Below are 18,300 nucleotides of genomic sequence, written 5' to 3'. Positions count from 1 at the left end.
GGTTAACAACCTCCGCGATCATGTAGCCTTGCGACAGGACAACGTGCAAGCAAACGATCCAGTATCGCGACACCATCGGCGTCGGTCGGGCAGAACAGCCGAAGCTTCCAACTGATGATCTCCGAGAAGAAGCCATCGGCCTTGAGCCGATCCTTGGCTGCCTCCGAGAAGCCCGACAGTTCGATCCGGTTCGCGCCCATGACGCGCGAGCGGTGCAATTCCATCCCTTCGGACAGGCACACCACGGTCTTGCCCTCCAGAACGAGGGCATGGACCTGCGCGGCCGAGAGCTTGGGCGCATCGGCGGCCAGCGTGGTCGCGACCCAGGCAGGCGAGACGCGGCGGCCGATGATGCGCTGCCCGTCATCGGTCTGCAGGCGGTAGACGCGGGTTTCATCCTGGGGAAGCTGCTTCCAGATCGGCAGCAGCAGACCTGCCACGATGTGCAGCGTGGCTTCGGAGAACTCCGGCACCTCGGCCAGTTCCGCAGTCCACGCCGCAGTGAAGGCCGCGCGGTCGGCCTCGAGCCAGTGGGTGTCCTCCATGACCTTGGCCGGGACCGTGCTGGCATCAAGCGGGCGGATCAGGCGCAGGCGCGGCTCGATGGTGCCATCGTCCAGCATCAGGCTGGTGGCGGGCACCTGCACCGCCGCCCGGCCTGAGCGGCTGTTGACCAAGAGCCGCGCCTTTGGATCATCGAGCCAGTCGAGCGCATCCACGAGCGCTGTCGGCGTGTTGCGGCGCTTTTCCGCGATGGTCAGAAGCTGGGTTTCCGCACCCGAGCCTGGATGGGTGTAGATCACCCGCGCGTCCGTGACGCGGAAGCTCTCGGCGCGCAGCGTCTCGAGCCCAAGGTCATAGACCCCGGCGGCGATGGCGCCCTCGATCCGCTGGTCGAGCAATTCCTCGAAGACCGAGAATAGCACGGCTTGCATGTCGATCGTCAGCGCCAGCAGGCGATTGAGGAAGGTCGTGATCGGCGGCAGGTCGTCCTTCAGACCGTTGTCATCGGTCAGGCTCAGGCCGGTGGCATCCTCGAAGGCCCCGAGGGAACAGCCCACGACATCGCCGCGATAGATGCGGCGGTAAAGCTGGCGCAGCGCATCGCGGGCGTAAGGTGACTCGAGATTGTCCTCGGGGCGAAACAGTCCCTGCCCGCCCGTCTGGCGCTGACCCCGCGTGATGGCTCCGAGCGTATCGAGGCGGCGCGCGATGGTCGACAGGAACCGCTTCTCCGCTTTGACATCGGTGGCCACCGGCCGGAACAGCGGCGGCTGCGCCTGGTTGGTGCGGTTGGTGCGGCCCAAACCTTGAATCGCCGCGTCTGCCTTCCAGCCGGGTTCCAAGAGGTAGTGGACCCGCAGGCGCTGGTTCTTGGCCCCGAGATCGGCGTGATAGCTGCGCCCGGTGCCGCCGGCATCCGAGAAGATCAGGATACGCTTTTCGTCATCCATGAAGGCTTGGGTTTCCACGAGGTTCGCGGCTCCAGCCCGGTTCTCCACCACGAGCCGTGCCGAATGCCCTTCGCCCTTCCGCACGATGCGCCGCGAGCGCCCTGTGACTTCGGCCACAAGTTCGGTGCCGAAGCGCTGGACGATCTGGTCGAGTGCACCCGGCACCGGCGGAAGCGAAGCCAGTTTCTCGATCAGCGCGTCACGACGCCGGACGGCTTCGCGGCACTCCACCGGTTGGCCGTCGCGCGTGACGGGGCGCGACGAGAGGTTGCCCTCGCTGTCGGTGAAAGGCTCGTAGAGCTGCACCGGGAAGGAATGGGCGAGGTAGTCCAGAACGTATTCCCTGGGTGTGATATCACAACGGATATCATTCCATTCGTCGGTTGGGATGTCCGACAGGCGGCGTTCCATCAGCGCCTCACCCGTCGAGACGATCTGGATGACCGCCGCGTGACCCGCAGCCAGATCTGCATCGATGGATGCGATAAGCGTGGGGGTTTTCATCGAGGTGAGCAAATGGCCGAAGAATCGCTGCTTGGCGGACTCGAAGGCGGACCGCGCGGCGGATTTCGCCTGACGGTTCAGTGTGCCCGACCCGCTCGGCCCGTCGGCCGCGCCGGAAATGTTCGCCGCCTCCAGCGCCGCGGTCAGGTTGTTGTGGATGATGGCGAAGGCCCCGGCATAGGCATCATAAATGCCGCGCTGCTCGGGGCTGAGCGCATGCTCCAGCATCTCGTATTCGACACCGTCATAGGACAGCGAGCGCGCCGTGTAGAGGCCGAGGGACCGCAGGTCGCGGGCGAGGACCTCCATCGCGGCGACGCCGCCAGCTTCGATGGCTTGCACGAATTCCGCCCGCGTCGCGAAGGGGAAGTCTTCACCACCCCAGAGCCCGAGCCGCTGAGCATAGGCGAGGTTGTGGACCGTCGTTGCGCCCGTGGCCGAGACATAGACCACGCGGGCATTGGGCAGTTTGTGCTGCAGGCGCAGGCCCGCCCTGCCCTGCTGCGAGGCCATGGTATCGCCCCGCTCGCCTTTGCCGCCGGCAGCATTCGCCATGGCATGGCTTTCGTCGAAGAGGATCACCCCGTCGAAATCCGCCCCGAGCCAGTCGACGATCTGGTCGACGCGGGATTTCTTGGCACCCCGTTCTTCCGAGCGCAGCGTCGCATAGGTGGTGAAGAGGATGCCCTCGGTCAGAGGGATGTCGTGCCCTTGTGCGAAACGCGACAGCGGCGTCACCAGAAGCCGCTCCTGGCCAAGCGCCGACCAGTCGCGCTGCGCATCTTCCAGCAGCTTGTCGCTCTTTGAGATCCACAGCGCCTTGCGTCTTCCTCGGGCCCAGTTGTCGAGCAGGATCCCGGCCGACTGACGGCCCTTGCCCGCCCCGGTGCCATCGCCGAGGAAGAAACCCCGGCGGAAGCCGATAGCGTCAGCGGCGTCCTCCGGTGCTGCGGATACCACGTCTCCGGTCTCATCGACGGTCCAAGACCCCGCGAGACGCGCGCCATGCGCCTCCCCCGCGTAGATGACGGTCTCGAGCTGCGCGTCGGACAGCAGGCCGTCGCGTAGGATGGTCGCCGGAAGCTTGGGGCGGTACGTGGGTTTCGGCGGCGCGACCGAGGCCATGGCCGCCGATTGCACAAGCTTGGTCGGGTGTGGGGCTGCGCCGGGGATGTCGATCGCCTGCAAACGGAAGGTCTCGTAGATCGCATCGGACAGACGTGTCGCGTCCTCGGCGTTGTCGCGGAGTTCGTAGCTTAGGTCCTCGACCTCGATCTGCGCTCCATGTTTCTCCGGTTGAGCCGCAGAGGTCGCGCGCGATCGGTTGACGGGCTTGCATGTTGTGGGGGCAGGATTTCCCGGGAAGATGGGAGAGTGGCCCAGACCCGCATTTGCGGCCCGTTCCATCTCGAGGCGCGGCGGAACCTCTGCAGTGACCCTGGACATTAGATGCGCCACGTCCGGGGACGTGGGCTGGTGCAGGTCAGCGGTGATGCCGCCCGGCTCACCGCCGCGGCATTTATCAAAGACAGAAATCCGCGTCTCAAAGCTGGTGCCGTGCTTGGCGAAAGCTGCGCCCGACACCGCGCCGGTGAAAATGAGATGGGCCGTCTCGGTCAGACGGCCGAAGGTCTCGGCCCAGGCCGGCGCATCCGGAGCGAAACCGGCTCCGGTGATGGCGACGAGCCGTCCGCCGGGGGCCAGACGCGCGAGGGCCGAGCGCAGATGCCGGGCCGTCGCCTCGGTCGACCGACAATCGACATTGGCTTGGGCCGAGAAGGGCGGGTTCATCAGGATGACGCTCGGGCTTGAGGAGACATCGAGATGATCATCGATCTGCGCGGCATCAAACCCCGTGACCGGTCGGCCCGGGAACAGCAAGCGAAGAAGGTCGACGCGGGTGTCCGCCAACTCGTTCAGAGCCAGAGTGCCGCCGGCGATCTCGGCGAGGATCGCCAGAAGCCCGGTCCCGGCAGACGGCTCTAGGACAAGATCACGGGGCGTGATCTGTGCTGCCGCCACAGCCGCGAGCCCCATGGGCAGCGGCGTCGAGAATTGCTGAAAGCGCTCCATCTCTTCCGACCGCCGGGTGTGCGTGGGCAAGAGGCCTGCCACCTTGGCGAGGATCGGCGAGAGCGCCGCAGGCGTGCCGGCACGCGCAAGCAGCGCCCGACCGAATTTCCGCAGGAAGAGGACCAGCGCCACCTCGCCCGCCTCATAGGCCAGCTTCCAGTCCCAAGCACCGGTCGCATCGGAACCGCCAAAAGCATGTTCCATCTCGCGGCGTAGGCGCAGCGCGTCGATCTGAAGCCCTTGCGCCAGATCGGGCTGCAGCGCTTCAGCAACAGCAACGATCGCAGGGGCGGGATTTGCTGCCAACGGAACAACGGGCGCAGGCAAGGACGCCTGCGCAACAGGGGCAAGATGGGTCATCGGGAAACTCCGGAATGAAGGACAGGATCAGGCCCGGACACCCTCTCTCGGACAGCCTCGGACCTGATCTTTCCCGGCCCCTCTCTCCCTTTCGCACCAAGGTGTTCCCGACGCTTGGCTTGATTTTGTTCTTGTTATGTTCTATATTCAGAGCCAAGTCAGAAAGGGGGTTCCACCATGGAAAGCACCAAGCACGCCCTGCCCGCAACGCCCAAGCAGATTGCCTATGCGCGGTCGCTCGCCCTGCGCAACCGGACGCTCCTGCCCTGGGAGGTTCAGCAAGACCGGCGATCTTTGAGCGCCTGGATCGAGGCTCAGGCCCAGCTGAAACCGGTATCGGACATGGACCGGCTGCCCACGTCCAAGCAGGTGGCCTTCGCTGAGAAACTCGCCCGGATCAAAAGGCGCGCCGTTCCGGACGAATGCTTTCGCGACAGGGGGCTCATGTCGAAGTGGATCGACGGGAACAGGTGAGAACGGCACCGGCTGGCTCCGACCTGCCGGAGATTCTGCCATACCGCGGTTTGGCAAACCGAGCGCAGCTGCCAAGCTGTAGGTTGGCAGACTGGACCTTCGGGACATCAGCCTCGGTCAAGCTCCTGTCCGAAGGACCAAGGTCTGGTTCCGGCGGCACGCCGGGAGGTGCACCGCTGCGACCTTCGGTAACCACCGCAAGTCGTAGCCGTCTCTCAACCCAGCGTCTTCAGATCTCACACCCCTTGGGGCTAGTCCCTCAGTTCTTTGGAAATGGTGAGATAGAAGCGTCCATAACGCTGGAAAAGCATTCTCATCAAAGAAACCTGTAGATGTCTCTTTGAAAATCTGTCACTTTAGGCATCATGGACACCGCAAGGTCACAGAATCTGAAGAAAGTGCTCGATGCCGTACCCGCCGGGTATCTGGTCGATGCGGCATGGCTCGTCTCGCAAGGCATCGCCTATGAGAGCTTCCGTGACTATGTGAAACGCGGCTGGCTGGAGCGCATCGCACGCGGTGTCTTCCGCCGGCCAGTCCCGAATATGCAGGCGTCCAACAGCATCGACTGGAAGACCTGCATCCTTTCGATGCAACATATCATGGGTCATGATTTGCATGTCGGGAGCACGACGGCACTCGGTGAACAAGGACATGCCCATTACCTCCGCCTGGGGGAAAGCGCTCCAGTCTGGGTCTACGGGGACAAGGTCCCGAACTGGCTGATCAAACTGCCGACGGATGCCCCGATCAATATCCGCCCCCGTTCCTTGTTCACCAATCAGAAGCTGGGTGTGATCGAGGGCAAAACGACAGGCCAGCCATGGGACTGGGGTCTGACAATGTCGACGCCGGAGCGCGCAATCCTGGAAGCCATGGACGAGTTGCCCCACCATGAGAGTTTCCACACGCTCGACATGGTCTTCGAGAGCCTGACAACCCTGCGCCCAAGGCTGATTTCCGACCTCCTACAAGCGTGCCAGAAGATCAAGGTAAAGCGTCTGTTCTTCGTCTTCGCCGACCGCCACGATCATCCCTGGCGCAAACGGATCGACCCGCAGGCCTTCGATCTCGGAAGCGGTGACCGAGCCCTAGTCCGAGGTGGCAAAATCCACCCGCGCTATCGGATCATGGTGCCGGAAGATTTCGTGAAACCGGAGGCCGACAGTGGCGCGTGAGACCTATGAAGCCCAGGTTGCACTGCTGGTGCGCGTTCTGCCACATGTCGCGGACGAGAACGTCTTCGCGCTCAAGGGCGGGACGGCCATTAACCTATTTTACCGAGATCTGCCACGGTTGTCGGTCGACATCGACCTGACCTATCTTCCGATCAAGGACCGCGCCGAGAGCCTGGACGAGATCAATGCCGCGATGGATCGCATCGCGGCCGCCATCGAGACCGGCATTCGCGGCGCGAAATCTCAGCGCATCCAAGGGGGCGGCGGCGGGGCCACGCGGCTGCTGGCACGCTTTGGGAATGCCGAGATCAAGATCGAAACCTCGCCTGTGACCCGTGGCGTCGTCCACGACCCGGAGATCCGGACCGTCTCTGCAGCCGTGGAAGATGCCTATGGCTATGCCGAAATGCAGATCGTCTCGTTCGAGGACCTGTTCGCTGGCAAACTGCACGCTGCCCTCGACAGGCAGCATCCACGGGATCTCTACGACGTCACGCTCCTCTACGAAAACGAAGGCCTGACGCAGGACCTCTTCCAGACCTTCCTGATCTATGTCGCCAGTTCGCCGCGCCCGGCGCATGAGCTGCTCGATCCGAACCTGATCGATCTCGAGCAACCCTACGCGCGGGAATTCGAGGGCATGACCAGAGCACCCGTCCCTCTCGATACGCTTCTGGCGACGCGCCTGAAGTTGGTCGCCGATCTGCAATCGAGGCTCGATGACAAGGCGAGGCAGTTCCTCCTGACGCTTCAGGACGGCGAGCCTGACTTTGCGGCGATCGACCGCTCGCAAGCCGCTGACCTACCGGCCGTGAAGTGGAAACTCCTCAACCTGAACAAACTGAAGCGCGACAACCCCGAAAAACATGCCGCGCATCGCGACGCCTTGTTGAAGCTCTTGGGCTGAGCCACGCCCAGCACCGTCGTGAGGGGAGCTTTGCGTTGGCCGTCCTCATCGCGCCGATGGGAGGCGCCGAAGGCGGGTGAACTCAGTCGGCGCTTCCAAGCTCTGTGTTTCGCTGAAATGACCGCGTTTTCGCCCGATGAAAGGCAGAGCGCAGGGCTTCGGTCGGCAAAGGCGGCGAGTCTATCGCTTCAAAGAAGTGCTCATGGTCGATCTGCTTGAGATCGGTGCGGTCTGGGCTTTCGATATCAGGCGTTGCCATCTTTGTAGGCCTCCAGGCCAAGTACGGTTTTTTGGATCAGCCGACGGCCGCAATCGAGTAGTGCGGAGTCCCATCCCACACAAGATCCCAAGACGCGCCTGGACGAACGTTCTGAATTGCGTGGGGCTCGAAGCAGACCAAGCAATTCCCGCCCGGTGCAGGAGCCCGGACCGAAGGGTAAATCAGGCCCTTGGATCCGCCCCGACGCAGATGCTGTGCCAGGCTTTGGCCCTCGGGATACCCGACAGCCGGATCCGGATGCAGCGCCGGATGACCTGCCTCATCGGTCATGTCGTCGAAGACGCCGATGAAGTCGGCCAGCAATTCCACATAGCGGGTGCTATCGTGGAAGCTGCCGGTAAAGCCGAGTTCGCGTGTACGGTGCCAAGCCACTTCGCTGACAGAAACCATCACATCCCATGCGCAGTACCACGCGCCGCGCTCCTCGACGTTGAAGCGGTTTCCGCCGACGCGGGTGTAAGTGAAGGCTGCGTTGACGTGACTGTCCCCATAGATGCGCAGATCGCGGCTGCGGCGTTGCCAAGCGAGTTCGCGCGGGTCCAGGTGCGGGTTGCGCCCACGTTCGGCCTGTAGACGTCCACTGGTCATGCCCTCGATCTCTGCCAAGATCTCCATCTCGTCATCGGTATCGACGAGACCGCGCAGCGATGGCGGCTTGTGGTAGGTGGCAGGCAGGAGACGAACGAGACCACGATCGGAAATCTCGGTCTGCTTCATGCCCCACCACGCAACGCATCAAGATAGGTCCGCACCGCGAGGATCTGCGGCAAACCCCCGTCGATGGCGGTGTCGACTGGTCTGCTTCCACCAAAGAGCGGCCCCTTGTTCGGTCGGGTGAACCAGCTTTTTGCCAGAGGCTCCGAGAAGTAGAGTTCGAGCGACTTGAAGATGCCAATTACAGCGCTGAGCCGCAGCAGTTGGTCCTTGGTGAGCTCCCCGGCGAAATCCGGCTTCTTGGCGCGCTTCCACGTGCTCTCTGACATGTCGGCAAGGCCAGCCGCTTCCTTGAGACTGAGACCCCAAGCATCGGCCACGCGTGCATAAGCTTTCAACGCGACGGCGTTGATCTGTGCGGGCTCCCGGATTTTCTCTGCAACGTACATGGCGTCCTCCATTGGCTTCAATATAGTCCATATGGACTTACGGTAAAGATCAAATGAACCTTGCGCTTTGATCACTGTTACCCGAACCGCCGCCCTCCTTCCGTGAACGTATACTCGTTGACGATGATCCCCTCCTCGATGGCCTCGTCCGAGGTGAGGTGGTCGTATTCGGCTTCAAGCTGGCGGTAGAGCCAGCGGGCCAGATCGCGCAGCGCCTCGGTCACGAGCTCCTCGGCGTCCTCGGTCGGCGGCTGCCACCTCGGGCTGTCCCGCGTGACGTCGATCGACATGGTGTATTCATGGTAGTAGCGGCCACGGTGGCTGGCCTCGGCGGCGAGTTGGTAGAAGTTTCGCCGCTGGATGGCCTGCAGACGGTCGGCGATGCCATGCAGCGTCGCGTCGGTCGGGGCGTAGTCCCGGATGCGCGTGGCCGCGCCCTTGGCGTGGGACCAGTAGCCCTCGAAGCAGGCGCCGTCGCCCTGGCTCCAGAAACCGGAAAACCAGATGCAAGGCTTGGCCCGCGCCTCGCCACCCATCAGGCGGACGGCGGTGGTCTTCAGGCAGATGCCGAGGATTTCGCAGACCCGCTCGAAATCCTCATAGACCACGTCCCACCAATCGTCATGGGGGCCGAGCTCGCGATACCAGCTGCGGGCCTTTTCCTTGGCGGCATCCGAGAGCTCGGGGAACAGGTAGACGGTGGTGCAGATGATCTCAGGCATCGACGTCCTCCCCGTTCAGCGCCGCGACCAACCATTCTTGCGTGCTGGACCAGCCGATGGATTTACGAGCGCCGAGATCGATGGCATGCGCACCGCCGCCAAAGGCGTCGAGCCGCGGGCGGGAGCAGGTCAGAGCATACTGGAACCCCCAAAGGCCGGTGAGGTCGAGGTCTTCGGCGAGCCGCAAGACGAAGCGGATGACGGCTTCGACATCGCCGTGTTCGTCATCATGGATCCAGAGGCTGCTGCCATCGGGGGCATCCTGGCGCACGAGATCGAAGCCCGCGACATCCGGATCGTCGGCGTCCTGATCCGCAGCGCGCAGATCCTGAAACAGCGCAAGTGCACGGGCCGCCTTTTCGGGAGTGCCGACGTCGAGCAGGCACGAGAAATGGGTGAAGTAATCCGCCATGGGGACCTCCTGAATGGGGAAGACCCGGCCAGGAGGCCGGGCGATCGATTGGGATGAAGGGGTAGTTGGGAACGATCAGCCGGTCGGCGTGTCGCCCGCCGCCTGTCGTGCGGCATGAGCGCAGAGCATATGCCGGTAGAAGCGCTTGCGCGCCAGCCGGAGACCGCAAACAGCGCGCGTGTCGGGATGTAGCGACCGGACCGCCGCGCGAACCACTGCCAGTGGCGAAGCGGTCGGCGGCAAGCCAAGACGTCGATAAGTGGGATCGGTCATTTCACGTGACCTCGACCACGGGCGAGACGAGATGCGGATCGACCTGTGCCTCGATCCGTTCGGTCCGCCCCATCCAAAGCTCGGGCCGAATGGCCTTCACCCAATCGGCGAAGCTCGGGATGAAGCCGAGGTCCTCCTTAACATGCTGCTCGCCGACCCAGCGGGTCGGGATGACGCGCCCGGTCGAGAGCGTGAGGGTCGGGCCGAAAATCGTCTCGGCCATGAAGATGCCCTCCGCATGGTGGCGCAGCGCCCGGTGCCGAAAGTCGGCTGTGATCTCCTTGCTCTGGTCGAACCAGGAATGCACGGCGAGGTAGTCGTCGACCGTGCCGCCCCATTTCTTCACCGAGGACAGGGCGTGGTGATACGGATGTGCCATCGCCGCCCCCTCAGAAATCGTGCGTGTAGAGTTCGGACGAGGTGAAGCGCTCGTTGAACTCAAGGTGGATGGTGCGAGCGCTCGCGTCGAAGCAGAATTCGCCGTAAGCCCCGTCGTTGTTCTCCCAGCCGCAATGGGTGTCGGAGAGGAAGTCGTAGGCCAGCTGCTCCACGACATCTTCGAGCGAAAGCGCCCGCATCTCGACCTCCGGGTCGTCCCAGGTCAATGCGGCATAGGCGATCTCGGTCTTGGGGAAAGCAACCTCGGTCTCGCCAGCGTAGGCTTCGATGCTTTCAACCTGGCCGCTATCGCCATAGCCGTCGAAACTCACGGTCACATGGGTGATGCCCGCGGCAGTCAGAGCATCGAAGAGGCGCTCCTTGTTGGCCGGACGCAAAGCTGCGATCCGCGCGTCTCGCTCGGCCTGCCGGGCCAGCACGGCGGTGAAATCGATCCTGGACGGCGCCATCGGCGCGGCCAGGGTGGGTTCGATCTTGGACATTGGAAACTCCGAAATGAGGGAAAGGATCTGAACCCCGAGGCTCTCTCTCGTCCTCCTAGGCTCACATCCTCCCCTGCCCTTCTCTGACTCTCGGGCGTCACGCCGCGATCTGCAGGGCGCGAGACGCGAAGACACGCCAGAGCGGATCGACAAGACGGGCATCGAGAACGTCGGCGTGGTGCCGCAGCCGTCGCGCGAGGCTATGTTCATGCCACTCGGCCGCCCGCATGGCCTGCGCGCGGGTCTGGCTGGCCTCGGACACGACGGCGCGGGCTTCGGCGGCATCCGAGACCGGGTGGCACCATGCGACCCCGCCATCACAGGTAGCTCCGGCCAGAACGAGACGGCCCTCCCGATCGAGGATTGCCAGGATGCGCGGAGCGTCTTCAGGTGTGATATCTTCGGCGTGAACGATTGCCCCCTGCATGGCCTCGGCCAGCGTGGCAAACCGCTCCAGTACCTTGGGGTGTGCCTGCCCGGACATGAGAGCTGCGGGCGCATGGCAAGCCGTCGTGAGTGCGAACGGCAAGTCTTGATCTGCAAAAACGGTCAGGAGGCTCGGCGGCAAACCTGTTTTCTGCGTTTCCGGCTGAGTTTGGAGAGGAAGGTCGAACATGGGCATATCTCCGACGGTGCGGAGAGCCTCTCTCCCCGCTTCAAACCGTCAAAGACCAAACCACCCCCTCGGACTCTCTGTCGCTGAACGGGTCGATCATTTCGGCGTTGGTAAATCGCTCCATCGAACCCGCAAGTAGCGCCCTTCGCGCTTTGGGAGATCTTTTCGGTCGATCATCCGACCCGAGACCTGAAAATCCTCGTTGATCTTTACAACCAAGAGCTTGTTGAAATGCCCATTTGTATCGACCACAACCACATCCTTTGTCTTGAATGGCGTAATGGTTTTGACCTCGACATGATCATTGCCAAGTCTTCCGTCAGCACCCTGGGCATAGGTCTTGTTCAGCTTGATACCATACGTGATAGCACCAAACAGCTCACCGATATCGCCGTAGACAGAGAGGTGAAGGCCGGTCTCGAGGTGGTAGCTTTCCGCGAGGGACAGGAGATCCTCAAAATATGGGATCATAGACCTAATCGCGTTCGGGTATTTTGCGCCCCACTCCTTGTAGCGAAGCTGCTCGTCGATTTCCGACCAGGTAACCCATTCGCCGTCATCATAAAATGCACGATCTGACCAATCGATTTCTTCCATGCGCGTACTTCCAACACCTAAACATTTCGGGCACGGTAGCAGATCGATGAAACAGGAACGAGACCGGAGGCGATATCGCCTCCGGTCGCCACATTAGCCAACGCGGTCGAGGAGCTTCTTGGCGCGCCCTTCCATGTCGAGGCGTGCATCCTGCTGAGTCTTGTCGCGAGCGAGCCGCGTGATGCCCTGCACGAAATCGAAGATGCTCTCGGGCGGGCGGCCTTCCTCCATCAGCACCTTCTCGATGATCTTGCCGGATTCGGCCTTCGAGAAACCGCGCTTGCGCAGGAAATCCGCGCGGTCCGCGTCGCTGCGCGCCACGATCTGCTGGCGCGCCGCCTTGATGCCGTTCACGAACCCCTGCGGCGAGGAATTGGCAAACCGCGTCAACGCGGGCGCGGCCTCATGTGCGAAGCGCGAAGCGGCGTATTTCGAGTGACGGATCTTGATCTCCTGGAAATCCTCGACGCCCCAGAGGTTGCGGTTCTGGCACACCGCCCGCAGATAGAAGCTCGCCATGCCGAGGGTCTTCGCGCCCACCTCGGAATTCCAGCAATAGAAGCCCCGGAAATAGAGATCGGGGGAGCCGTCCGCCAGCTTGCCCGCCTCGATCGGGTTGCGATCATCGACCAGGAACAGGAAGACATCGCGGTCCGAAGCGTAAAGCGTGGTCGTATCGCGGCTGATTTCGACATCGGGGTTGTAGACCCCGGTCGACCAATCCAGCACACCCGGTACCTTCCAGCGCGTATCGCCCGTGCCATTGCCCGCGATGCGCTGAACCGCCTCGACAAGCTCGAAGTCATGGATGCGGCCGTAGTCGGGACCGGTCACGGCGCGCAGTTCCGTGCGGCCATCCTCGGTCTCGAAGGTCTTCACCTGCTCGGCGCGGTGGTTGGTCAAACCGTATTGCAGGTTGATCCCCGCCAGAGGCGCGGGAAGCTGCCGCAGGTAGGATGCCGGGGCACCGACGATGCTGGCAAGCTGGCCGAAGGCCCAGTGCGTGGGTGCGACCGGCTCATGCGCTTTCGGCAGGACCAAGTCGAGCCGCTCTGCACTGTCGCGCGCTGCCTCGACACGGATGTCGGCGGTTTGCACCACCCGGCTGCGGCTGCGCTCAGAGCGACCCTTCACATTGGCCCAGAGATCGTCGAGCGACAGGTACCGCTCGTCATCCGGCCTGTTGAACCATTCGGACGACACCCGCCCATTCCGATCACCCCGGCTCACATCCACTTTCCAGCCACCAGCCCGCGTCGGCTGTACCGCATCCAGAACTTCCACAACGCCCATCGGCATTCCTCCGCGACAGGTGCCGGGAGCCACTCTCCCAGCCCTCAACCTGTCACCGGGAAACCGGCCAACCTCAAACTCTCTCGGGCAAACGGCGCTAAGTCGGATGCGCCGCACGCCCGCAACTCGCTGGTGTTGACCTGCGTTCAAAAATGGCAGAGGTTAAACAAGGCCTTTCTCGCAGGCCGGTGTGCCCGCCACGCGAAGCTTTGCAGCGATCTTGATTTCGAACAGCAGACCTCATGCCATCGGCGGGTCTGATTAGCAGCGGGCACCTAGTCAGATCCAGCTTGGACATGGATCATGACAGAGAACGATCAACTTATAACTTTGAAACTCCTGGCGAAGCGTTACGCTAGGGCGACGGGTCAACCACAGCACGTAGCGCTCGACTTTGTTGCCAGTCGAATGGGCTTTGCTCATTGGAATGCGTTGACAGGCAGCGCCAAAGGAGAGTGGGTTCCCTCCGAAGCACAAGTTGCCACGATCAAGGCCTTCGTGGAACGGATCACTTCCTACGAGGGTGCGACCTTCGACCATATCTTCGGAAGCCCCGATGCCGTCACTCGAGGAGAAGTACGGGGGCATCCATACGAACTGAAAACAATGCTTGGTGACGTCCGCATGGATGGTGAGGGTTGGCAGATCGTGCTGCCAGAAAACCCTTCGGCTGCCCCTCGTGTCGAGATCGACATCAAGCATGCCCAGACCAGCCCGATGAACGATCGCGTGCTACGTGAAGAAGCCATCGGGATTGCGAGGGAATTGATGCAGAGCGTCAAGGCGCGGCGATTTGCCGATTGGCCACGGCGCGCCACAAAGCCGGATGCGGAAGGAAATGTGCGGCACCCGTTCTTGGAGATGGAGGAATCGAACCTCTGGTACTGCCTTCACTGCAACTCAGAGATCACCGGCCCACAGATCGCTGGAAACCAATGGCACTGCCCCAGCTGCGGCGCATCACCAATCAACATATTTCCAGAAGCCTTCTGGCTGGAACCGACCGATGAAAAACCAGTGCCAGTCCAATCCCGCGCCGAAAGGCAAGAGATTGAACCCATCGTGTCAATTATAGATCCGCGGCCAAGGCTTGACCTCGACAGTGACCAGGTGACCCATTTGATCCGGGCTGCCCTTTTCGAGGATGCGACCAATGCAAGCGAGCGCATGGGAGCGAGTCTGGCCGAAATCTGGGTTGATGACGATCTCGACGTGGTTGTTTCCTTCGAGGATCACTACTGGCCCGAGGACAAGGAGCCGACCGCTGCGATCGAAGTGGCCGCACTGCTTGGGATCGAGATTGAGTTGGAAGTTACTTGGTCGGATCCGTTGTTCGCATGGCCCGGTTTGGGCACCGTGACCCAGAGCACGGCCGATTATACGCGGTTGATGCTCGACACGTATCTCAGTCACGGCGCGACCATAACCAAAGACGAAATCTAGCTCGTGCGCACGTTGAACAATTAGGCGCATTCAAGGCGCTCAGCACCGGAAGGCAAGCGTGGGTGCCTTTTCCAGTGGCCCGAAAAGACTTTAGCCCGGCGGTTTAACCCGCCGGGCCCGAGGGGGTGACCCCGCTCCTCAGAACGGGATCTCATCGTCGCGGTCGACCAACTCGGGGTTTTCGTTCTCGGCCGACTTCGGACGGCTCAGGAAGTCGACCTTCTCGGCGATGATCTCGCAGCCGTAGCGGTCGTTCCCCAGGCTGTCGATCCACTTGGTGTAGTGGATGCGGCCGTGGACGAGGACCTTCATCCCCTTTTCGCAATGCTCGGCGACCGTCTTGCCGAGACCGTTGAAGCAGGTGATGCGGTGCCATTCGGTGTCCATGACCCGGTAGCCGTTCTCGTCGCGCATCACACGGCCTTCCGAGAGGCGGGGACGCGAGGTGGCGAGGCTGAAGTTGGTGATCTTGGTGCCGCTCTGGGTGGTGCGGACTTCGGGGGTCTGACCGATGTTGCCGGCGAGGATGACGATGTTCTGCATGATAAGCTCCTGTGTTTCCTGTCTTCGGGACCGTCCCTTCGACAAGACCCTGAAAAAGCCCGTCGGGTGACGCGTGCACGGTGGACAGCATGGACACCGGACACCCCCAGAGGACCGGGGTGGAGCGGGCAGGACGCCAAAGGCGGCCAACACGGCCCGGACTGACGCGGGGTTGCGCGCAGGAGATCGAACGGGATTAGGGGATTGTCAGTCGAAGGGATGGCCCAGGAGACAGAGAGATACGGGGAGCCCATGCCAGACCATGTCCCCTTGCCCATCGGGACTGCTTTACCCCAAGCCCAGCACGCCGCTAGCGGCCCAAGTGGCTATCACCGGCTCTCGCCCCCCTGCCCTTCCGTGCTGCGGAATGCAGGGCCTTGCCGCGACGGGCTATCGATACCGGAATATTCAGGACACGGACCGCACCAACGGCTGCTTTCGATCTCGACGTACTGTCGCTCAGCGAGCTGAAGAAAATGCAGAATGACGTCGCCAAAGCGATTGCCACATTCGAAGATCGGCACAAGGTGGAAGCCCGCGCCAACGTGGAAGCTTCCGCCCGAGACCTCGGCTACTCCCTAGCCTACGGCGACCCCGAACAGCGCACCGACTCCAGCGGTCGCCGCCATGGCGAGTGCACCCCAGAGCGTGACCCTTGCAGCACCTCGAATAACACCAGCACCGCCAGCAGAAGCGCCTAATCCACCAAGAACCGCGAGGCCGAGGATCGTCGACACGGCGACCAAGAAAACGATCCGTGCATCCGGGACGACCAGTACGACGATCAAGGGCAGCACCGCACCCACGGCGAAGGTCAGCGCCGACACCAAGGCGGCCTGGATCGGGCGGGCTGTCACGGTCTCGGAGATGCCAAGCTCGTCGCGGGCATGCGATCCGAGCGCGTCACGTTCGGTCAGTTGCACGGCCACCTTTTCGGCAAGGTCTCGGTCCAGCCCTCGCTCGACATAGATTTGGGTAAGTTCTTCGAGTTCGGCCTCGGGTGTTTCCGCCAGTTCGCGGGTCTCGCGCGCAAGGTCAGCGTTTTCCGCGTCAGTCTGAGAACTGACTGAGACGTACTCGCCTGCCGCCATGGACATCGCGCCGGCCACGAGGCCAGCCAGCCCCGCTATAAGGACCTCCGGCTTTCCCGATCCTGCTGCGGCGACGCCGACCACGAGGCTTGCCGTCGACACCAGCCCGTCGTTCGCGCCGAGAACGGCGGCCCGCAGCCAGCCGATGCGATGCACCATGTGGATTTCGGAATGCGAGAGGCGGCTCATGGCGTGGCTCCTTGCGCGATGTCATCCTGCCCGGAGGAGACAGCCTTTGGTTTCGGAATAGTGGGTTCATGGGGCGCGATGCGCAGCGCGCGGAGGGCGTTCAGGATCACTGCAACGTCGATGACCTCCTGCAGGAGCGCCCCCTGCACCGGAGTGAGATAGCCGAAAGCCGCCGCGATCATGCCCATGACCGAAAGGCCGATCCCGGCGACAACGCTTTCGACAGCGATGCGGCGCGCGCCGCGCGCGATCTCGATCCCTAGCCCGAGGCGGTCGATACGGTCGACAAGCAGCACGACATCCGCCGCCTCCGCCGAGGCCGCCGCGCCCCGTGCGCCCATGGCGACGCCCACGTCTGCCGCTGCGAGCGCGGGCGCGTCGTTGACCCCGTCGCCCACCATCATCACCGGGCCGTTCTTGCGCTCGGTGAGAACGAGCAACACTTTCTGGTCCGGTGTCAGCCCGGCCCGCAGACCGTCGAGCCCAAGCCCTTCGGTGACACGCTCGGCCACGTCAGCGCGGTCTCCGGTCGCGAGCAGGATACGCGCGATCCCCTCGCGCCGCAGCCCGTCCAGCATCTGGCCCGCGCCGTCGCGCAGGGGATCGGACATGACGAGATGCCCTACCATGTGCCCGTCGACCGCGACAGCAACGAGGACCGAACCAGCGGCGATGGCGGAATGATCGCCGGGCCGCCGTCCGACGCGGGATGCGACGAAGGCATCCCCGCCGACGATGATCTTCCGGCCTTCGACATAGCCGACGACGCCTTCGCCCGGAATCTCCGCCACGTCTGACGGAACGGGTAGAGAGAAGCCCCGCTCCTTTGCGGCGGCGACGATGGCCTGAGCCACGGGGTGCTTGGACGCTTGGTCGAGCGCGGCAGCCAAGCGCAGTATGTCCTCCTCTGCCATGCCGTCGTGGCTGTCGATTGCAACGATCTGCGGCCGTCCGTCCGTCAGCGTGCCGGTCTTGTCGAGGATCAGCGTGCGGATGCGCGCCATCGTCTCGAGCGGCCCCGCTCCCTTGATCAGCACCCCGAAATGCGCCGCGCGCGACAGGCCTGCGACCAGCGCGACCGGCACGGCCAGGATCAGGGGACATGGCGTTGCGACGACAAGCACGGCGACGGCCCGGATCGGATCGCCGGTGAACCACCATGCCGCGAAGGCGATGCTGACCGTGACGGCCAGAAACCCCAGCGACCAACGGTCGGCCAGTCGCGACATGGGCGCCTTGGAGGCCTGCGCCTCTTCCACCAGCCGGACGATCCCGGCATAGGTGCTGTCCTTGGCCTCGTGAGTTGCGATCAGGTCGAAGGCTTCGCCCGCATTGGTCGATCCGCTCATGGCCTCGGCGCCGTAACGGAGCCGGACGGGCAGGGATTCCCCCGTCAGCGCCGAGGTGTCGACGAAGGCCGTCTCTGAGCTCAAGGTGCCATCCACCGGCACCACGTCGCCCTGCCGGATCAGAAGGCGGTCGCCGGGCGCAATTTCGTTCAGCGGCACTTCCTCCAGCCCGCCATTCCGGTGTCTTGTCGCGGTCCGGGGCACACGGGACAGCAGGTCGTGCATTTCACGGCGGGCACGCCCTTCCGCGAAGGCTTCGAGGAAGGTGCCGCCGGAATACATTACGGCGACCACCGCCGCGGCGAGGGTCTCGCCGAAGACGAGCGCCGCCGACATGGAGAGCGCGGCGACAATATCGAGGCCCACTTCGCCGGAACGCAGGCTGCGCAGGATCTCGACCACGAGCGCGGCGAGCGCGGGAACGACGCCCGCGATCCAGACCGCGTTCGCGACGTCGGGTTCGCCGGAAAAGTAGAAGGCAAGTCCCGCAATCAGGCCGGTCGCGGCAATGAGCAGGATAGCGGTCTTGAAGCGGTCGGTCCGTGTCGTCTCCATGCG

General features: G+C 63.2%; 18 protein-coding genes. 4 read left to right on the top strand and 14 right to left on the bottom strand.

What is annotated here, in order from left to right; translation table 11 throughout:
* Positions 1-2: 2 nt before the first annotated feature.
* The gene (locus tag G0Q01_RS08720; protein WP_089849776.1) at positions 3-4,391 is read right to left on the bottom strand and encodes a strawberry notch family protein; all 4,389 of its coding nucleotides are present in this window, start codon (positions 4,389-4,391) and stop codon (positions 3-5) included.
* Between the two features lie 177 nt (positions 4,392-4,568).
* Between G0Q01_RS08720 and G0Q01_RS08715 the strand changes: the two genes are divergently transcribed.
* From G0Q01_RS08715 to G0Q01_RS08705, 3 genes are all read left to right on the top strand, one after another.
* Positions 4,569-4,865, top strand: coding sequence for a hypothetical protein (locus G0Q01_RS08715; protein ID WP_038070220.1), 297 nt, complete (start codon positions 4,569-4,571; stop codon positions 4,863-4,865).
* Positions 4,866-5,230: 365 nt separating this feature from the next.
* Complete coding sequence (locus G0Q01_RS08710; protein WP_089849778.1) at positions 5,231-6,043, top strand: type IV toxin-antitoxin system AbiEi family antitoxin domain-containing protein; 813 nt, start codon at positions 5,231-5,233, stop codon at positions 6,041-6,043.
* Complete coding sequence (locus G0Q01_RS08705; RefSeq protein WP_089849781.1) at positions 6,033-6,950, top strand: nucleotidyl transferase AbiEii/AbiGii toxin family protein; 918 nt, start codon at positions 6,033-6,035, stop codon at positions 6,948-6,950. Before G0Q01_RS08710 ends, G0Q01_RS08705 begins: the two co-directional genes overlap by 11 nt.
* Positions 6,951-7,032: 82 nt before the next feature.
* On the opposite strand, the gene G0Q01_RS08700 is transcribed toward G0Q01_RS08705, so the two are convergent.
* The 10 genes from G0Q01_RS08700 to G0Q01_RS08655 all read right to left on the bottom strand — a co-directional run bounded on the left by G0Q01_RS08700 (position 7,033) and on the right by G0Q01_RS08655 (position 13,127).
* Positions 7,033-7,209: a DUF1778 domain-containing protein gene (locus G0Q01_RS08700; RefSeq protein ID WP_110506215.1), complete on the bottom strand. Its 177-nt coding sequence runs from the start codon at positions 7,207-7,209 to the stop codon at positions 7,033-7,035.
* Positions 7,210-7,245: 36 nt separating this feature from the next.
* Positions 7,246-7,947 carry an RES family NAD+ phosphorylase gene (locus tag G0Q01_RS08695; protein WP_089849784.1) on the bottom strand — a complete coding sequence of 234 codons (702 nt, stop codon included), beginning with the start codon at positions 7,945-7,947 and terminating at the stop codon, positions 7,246-7,248.
* Complete coding sequence (locus G0Q01_RS08690; protein WP_028095451.1) at positions 7,944-8,345, bottom strand: MbcA/ParS/Xre antitoxin family protein; 402 nt, start codon at positions 8,343-8,345, stop codon at positions 7,944-7,946. The genes G0Q01_RS08695 and G0Q01_RS08690 overlap by 4 nt, the downstream gene beginning before the upstream one ends.
* Before the next feature lie 65 nt (positions 8,346-8,410).
* Positions 8,411-9,055: an antitoxin of toxin-antitoxin stability system gene (locus G0Q01_RS08685; protein WP_089849787.1), complete on the bottom strand. Its 645-nt coding sequence runs from the start codon at positions 9,053-9,055 to the stop codon at positions 8,411-8,413.
* Positions 9,048-9,467, bottom strand: coding sequence for a hypothetical protein (locus G0Q01_RS08680; protein WP_089849789.1), 420 nt, complete (start codon positions 9,465-9,467; stop codon positions 9,048-9,050). The genes G0Q01_RS08685 and G0Q01_RS08680 overlap by 8 nt, the downstream gene beginning before the upstream one ends.
* A gap of 274 nt (positions 9,468-9,741) precedes the next feature.
* Positions 9,742-10,119 (bottom strand): hypothetical protein, encoded by a 378-nt coding sequence (locus tag G0Q01_RS08675; RefSeq protein ID WP_066707390.1) that lies wholly within the window; start codon positions 10,117-10,119, stop codon positions 9,742-9,744.
* 10 nt (positions 10,120-10,129) lie between these two features.
* Entirely contained in the window at positions 10,130-10,621 is a 492-nt protein-coding gene (locus G0Q01_RS08670) for a DUF6878 family protein (protein WP_089849792.1), read from the bottom strand.
* Positions 10,622-10,718: 97 nt separating this feature from the next.
* Positions 10,719-11,237 carry a hypothetical protein gene (locus tag G0Q01_RS08665; RefSeq protein WP_038147455.1) on the bottom strand — a complete coding sequence of 173 codons (519 nt, stop codon included), beginning with the start codon at positions 11,235-11,237 and terminating at the stop codon, positions 10,719-10,721.
* A gap of 96 nt (positions 11,238-11,333) precedes the next feature.
* Entirely contained in the window at positions 11,334-11,834 is a 501-nt protein-coding gene (locus G0Q01_RS08660; protein ID WP_038147453.1) for a hypothetical protein, read from the bottom strand.
* Positions 11,835-11,927: 93 nt separating this feature from the next.
* Entirely contained in the window at positions 11,928-13,127 is a 1,200-nt protein-coding gene (locus G0Q01_RS08655) for a DUF932 domain-containing protein (RefSeq protein ID WP_089849796.1), read from the bottom strand.
* Between the two features lie 303 nt (positions 13,128-13,430).
* On the opposite strand from G0Q01_RS08655, the gene G0Q01_RS08650 reads away from it, so the two are divergent.
* The gene (locus tag G0Q01_RS08650; protein ID WP_235939876.1) at positions 13,431-14,570 is read left to right on the top strand and encodes a hypothetical protein; all 1,140 of its coding nucleotides are present in this window, start codon (positions 13,431-13,433) and stop codon (positions 14,568-14,570) included.
* A 138-nt stretch (positions 14,571-14,708) separates the two neighbouring features.
* Here G0Q01_RS08650 and G0Q01_RS08645 read toward each other — a convergent pair whose 3' ends face one another.
* The 3 genes from G0Q01_RS08645 to G0Q01_RS08635 form a co-directional block, all read right to left on the bottom strand.
* Positions 14,709-15,113: a single-stranded DNA-binding protein gene (locus G0Q01_RS08645; protein ID WP_089849802.1), complete on the bottom strand. Its 405-nt coding sequence runs from the start codon at positions 15,111-15,113 to the stop codon at positions 14,709-14,711.
* Positions 15,114-15,691: 578 nt separating this feature from the next.
* Positions 15,692-16,393, bottom strand: coding sequence for a VIT family protein (locus G0Q01_RS08640; protein ID WP_038070015.1), 702 nt, complete (start codon positions 16,391-16,393; stop codon positions 15,692-15,694).
* The gene (locus tag G0Q01_RS08635) at positions 16,390-18,297 is read right to left on the bottom strand and encodes a heavy metal translocating P-type ATPase (RefSeq protein WP_089849805.1); all 1,908 of its coding nucleotides are present in this window, start codon (positions 18,295-18,297) and stop codon (positions 16,390-16,392) included. Before G0Q01_RS08635 ends, G0Q01_RS08640 begins: the two co-directional genes overlap by 4 nt.
* Positions 18,298-18,300 lie beyond the last annotated feature (3 nt).

The organism is Salipiger sp. PrR007, from assembly GCF_010499845.1.
GTDB lineage: Bacteria > Pseudomonadota > Alphaproteobacteria > Rhodobacterales > Rhodobacteraceae > Salipiger > Salipiger pacificus_A.
This window is presented reverse-complemented; position numbering and strand designations above follow the sequence as displayed.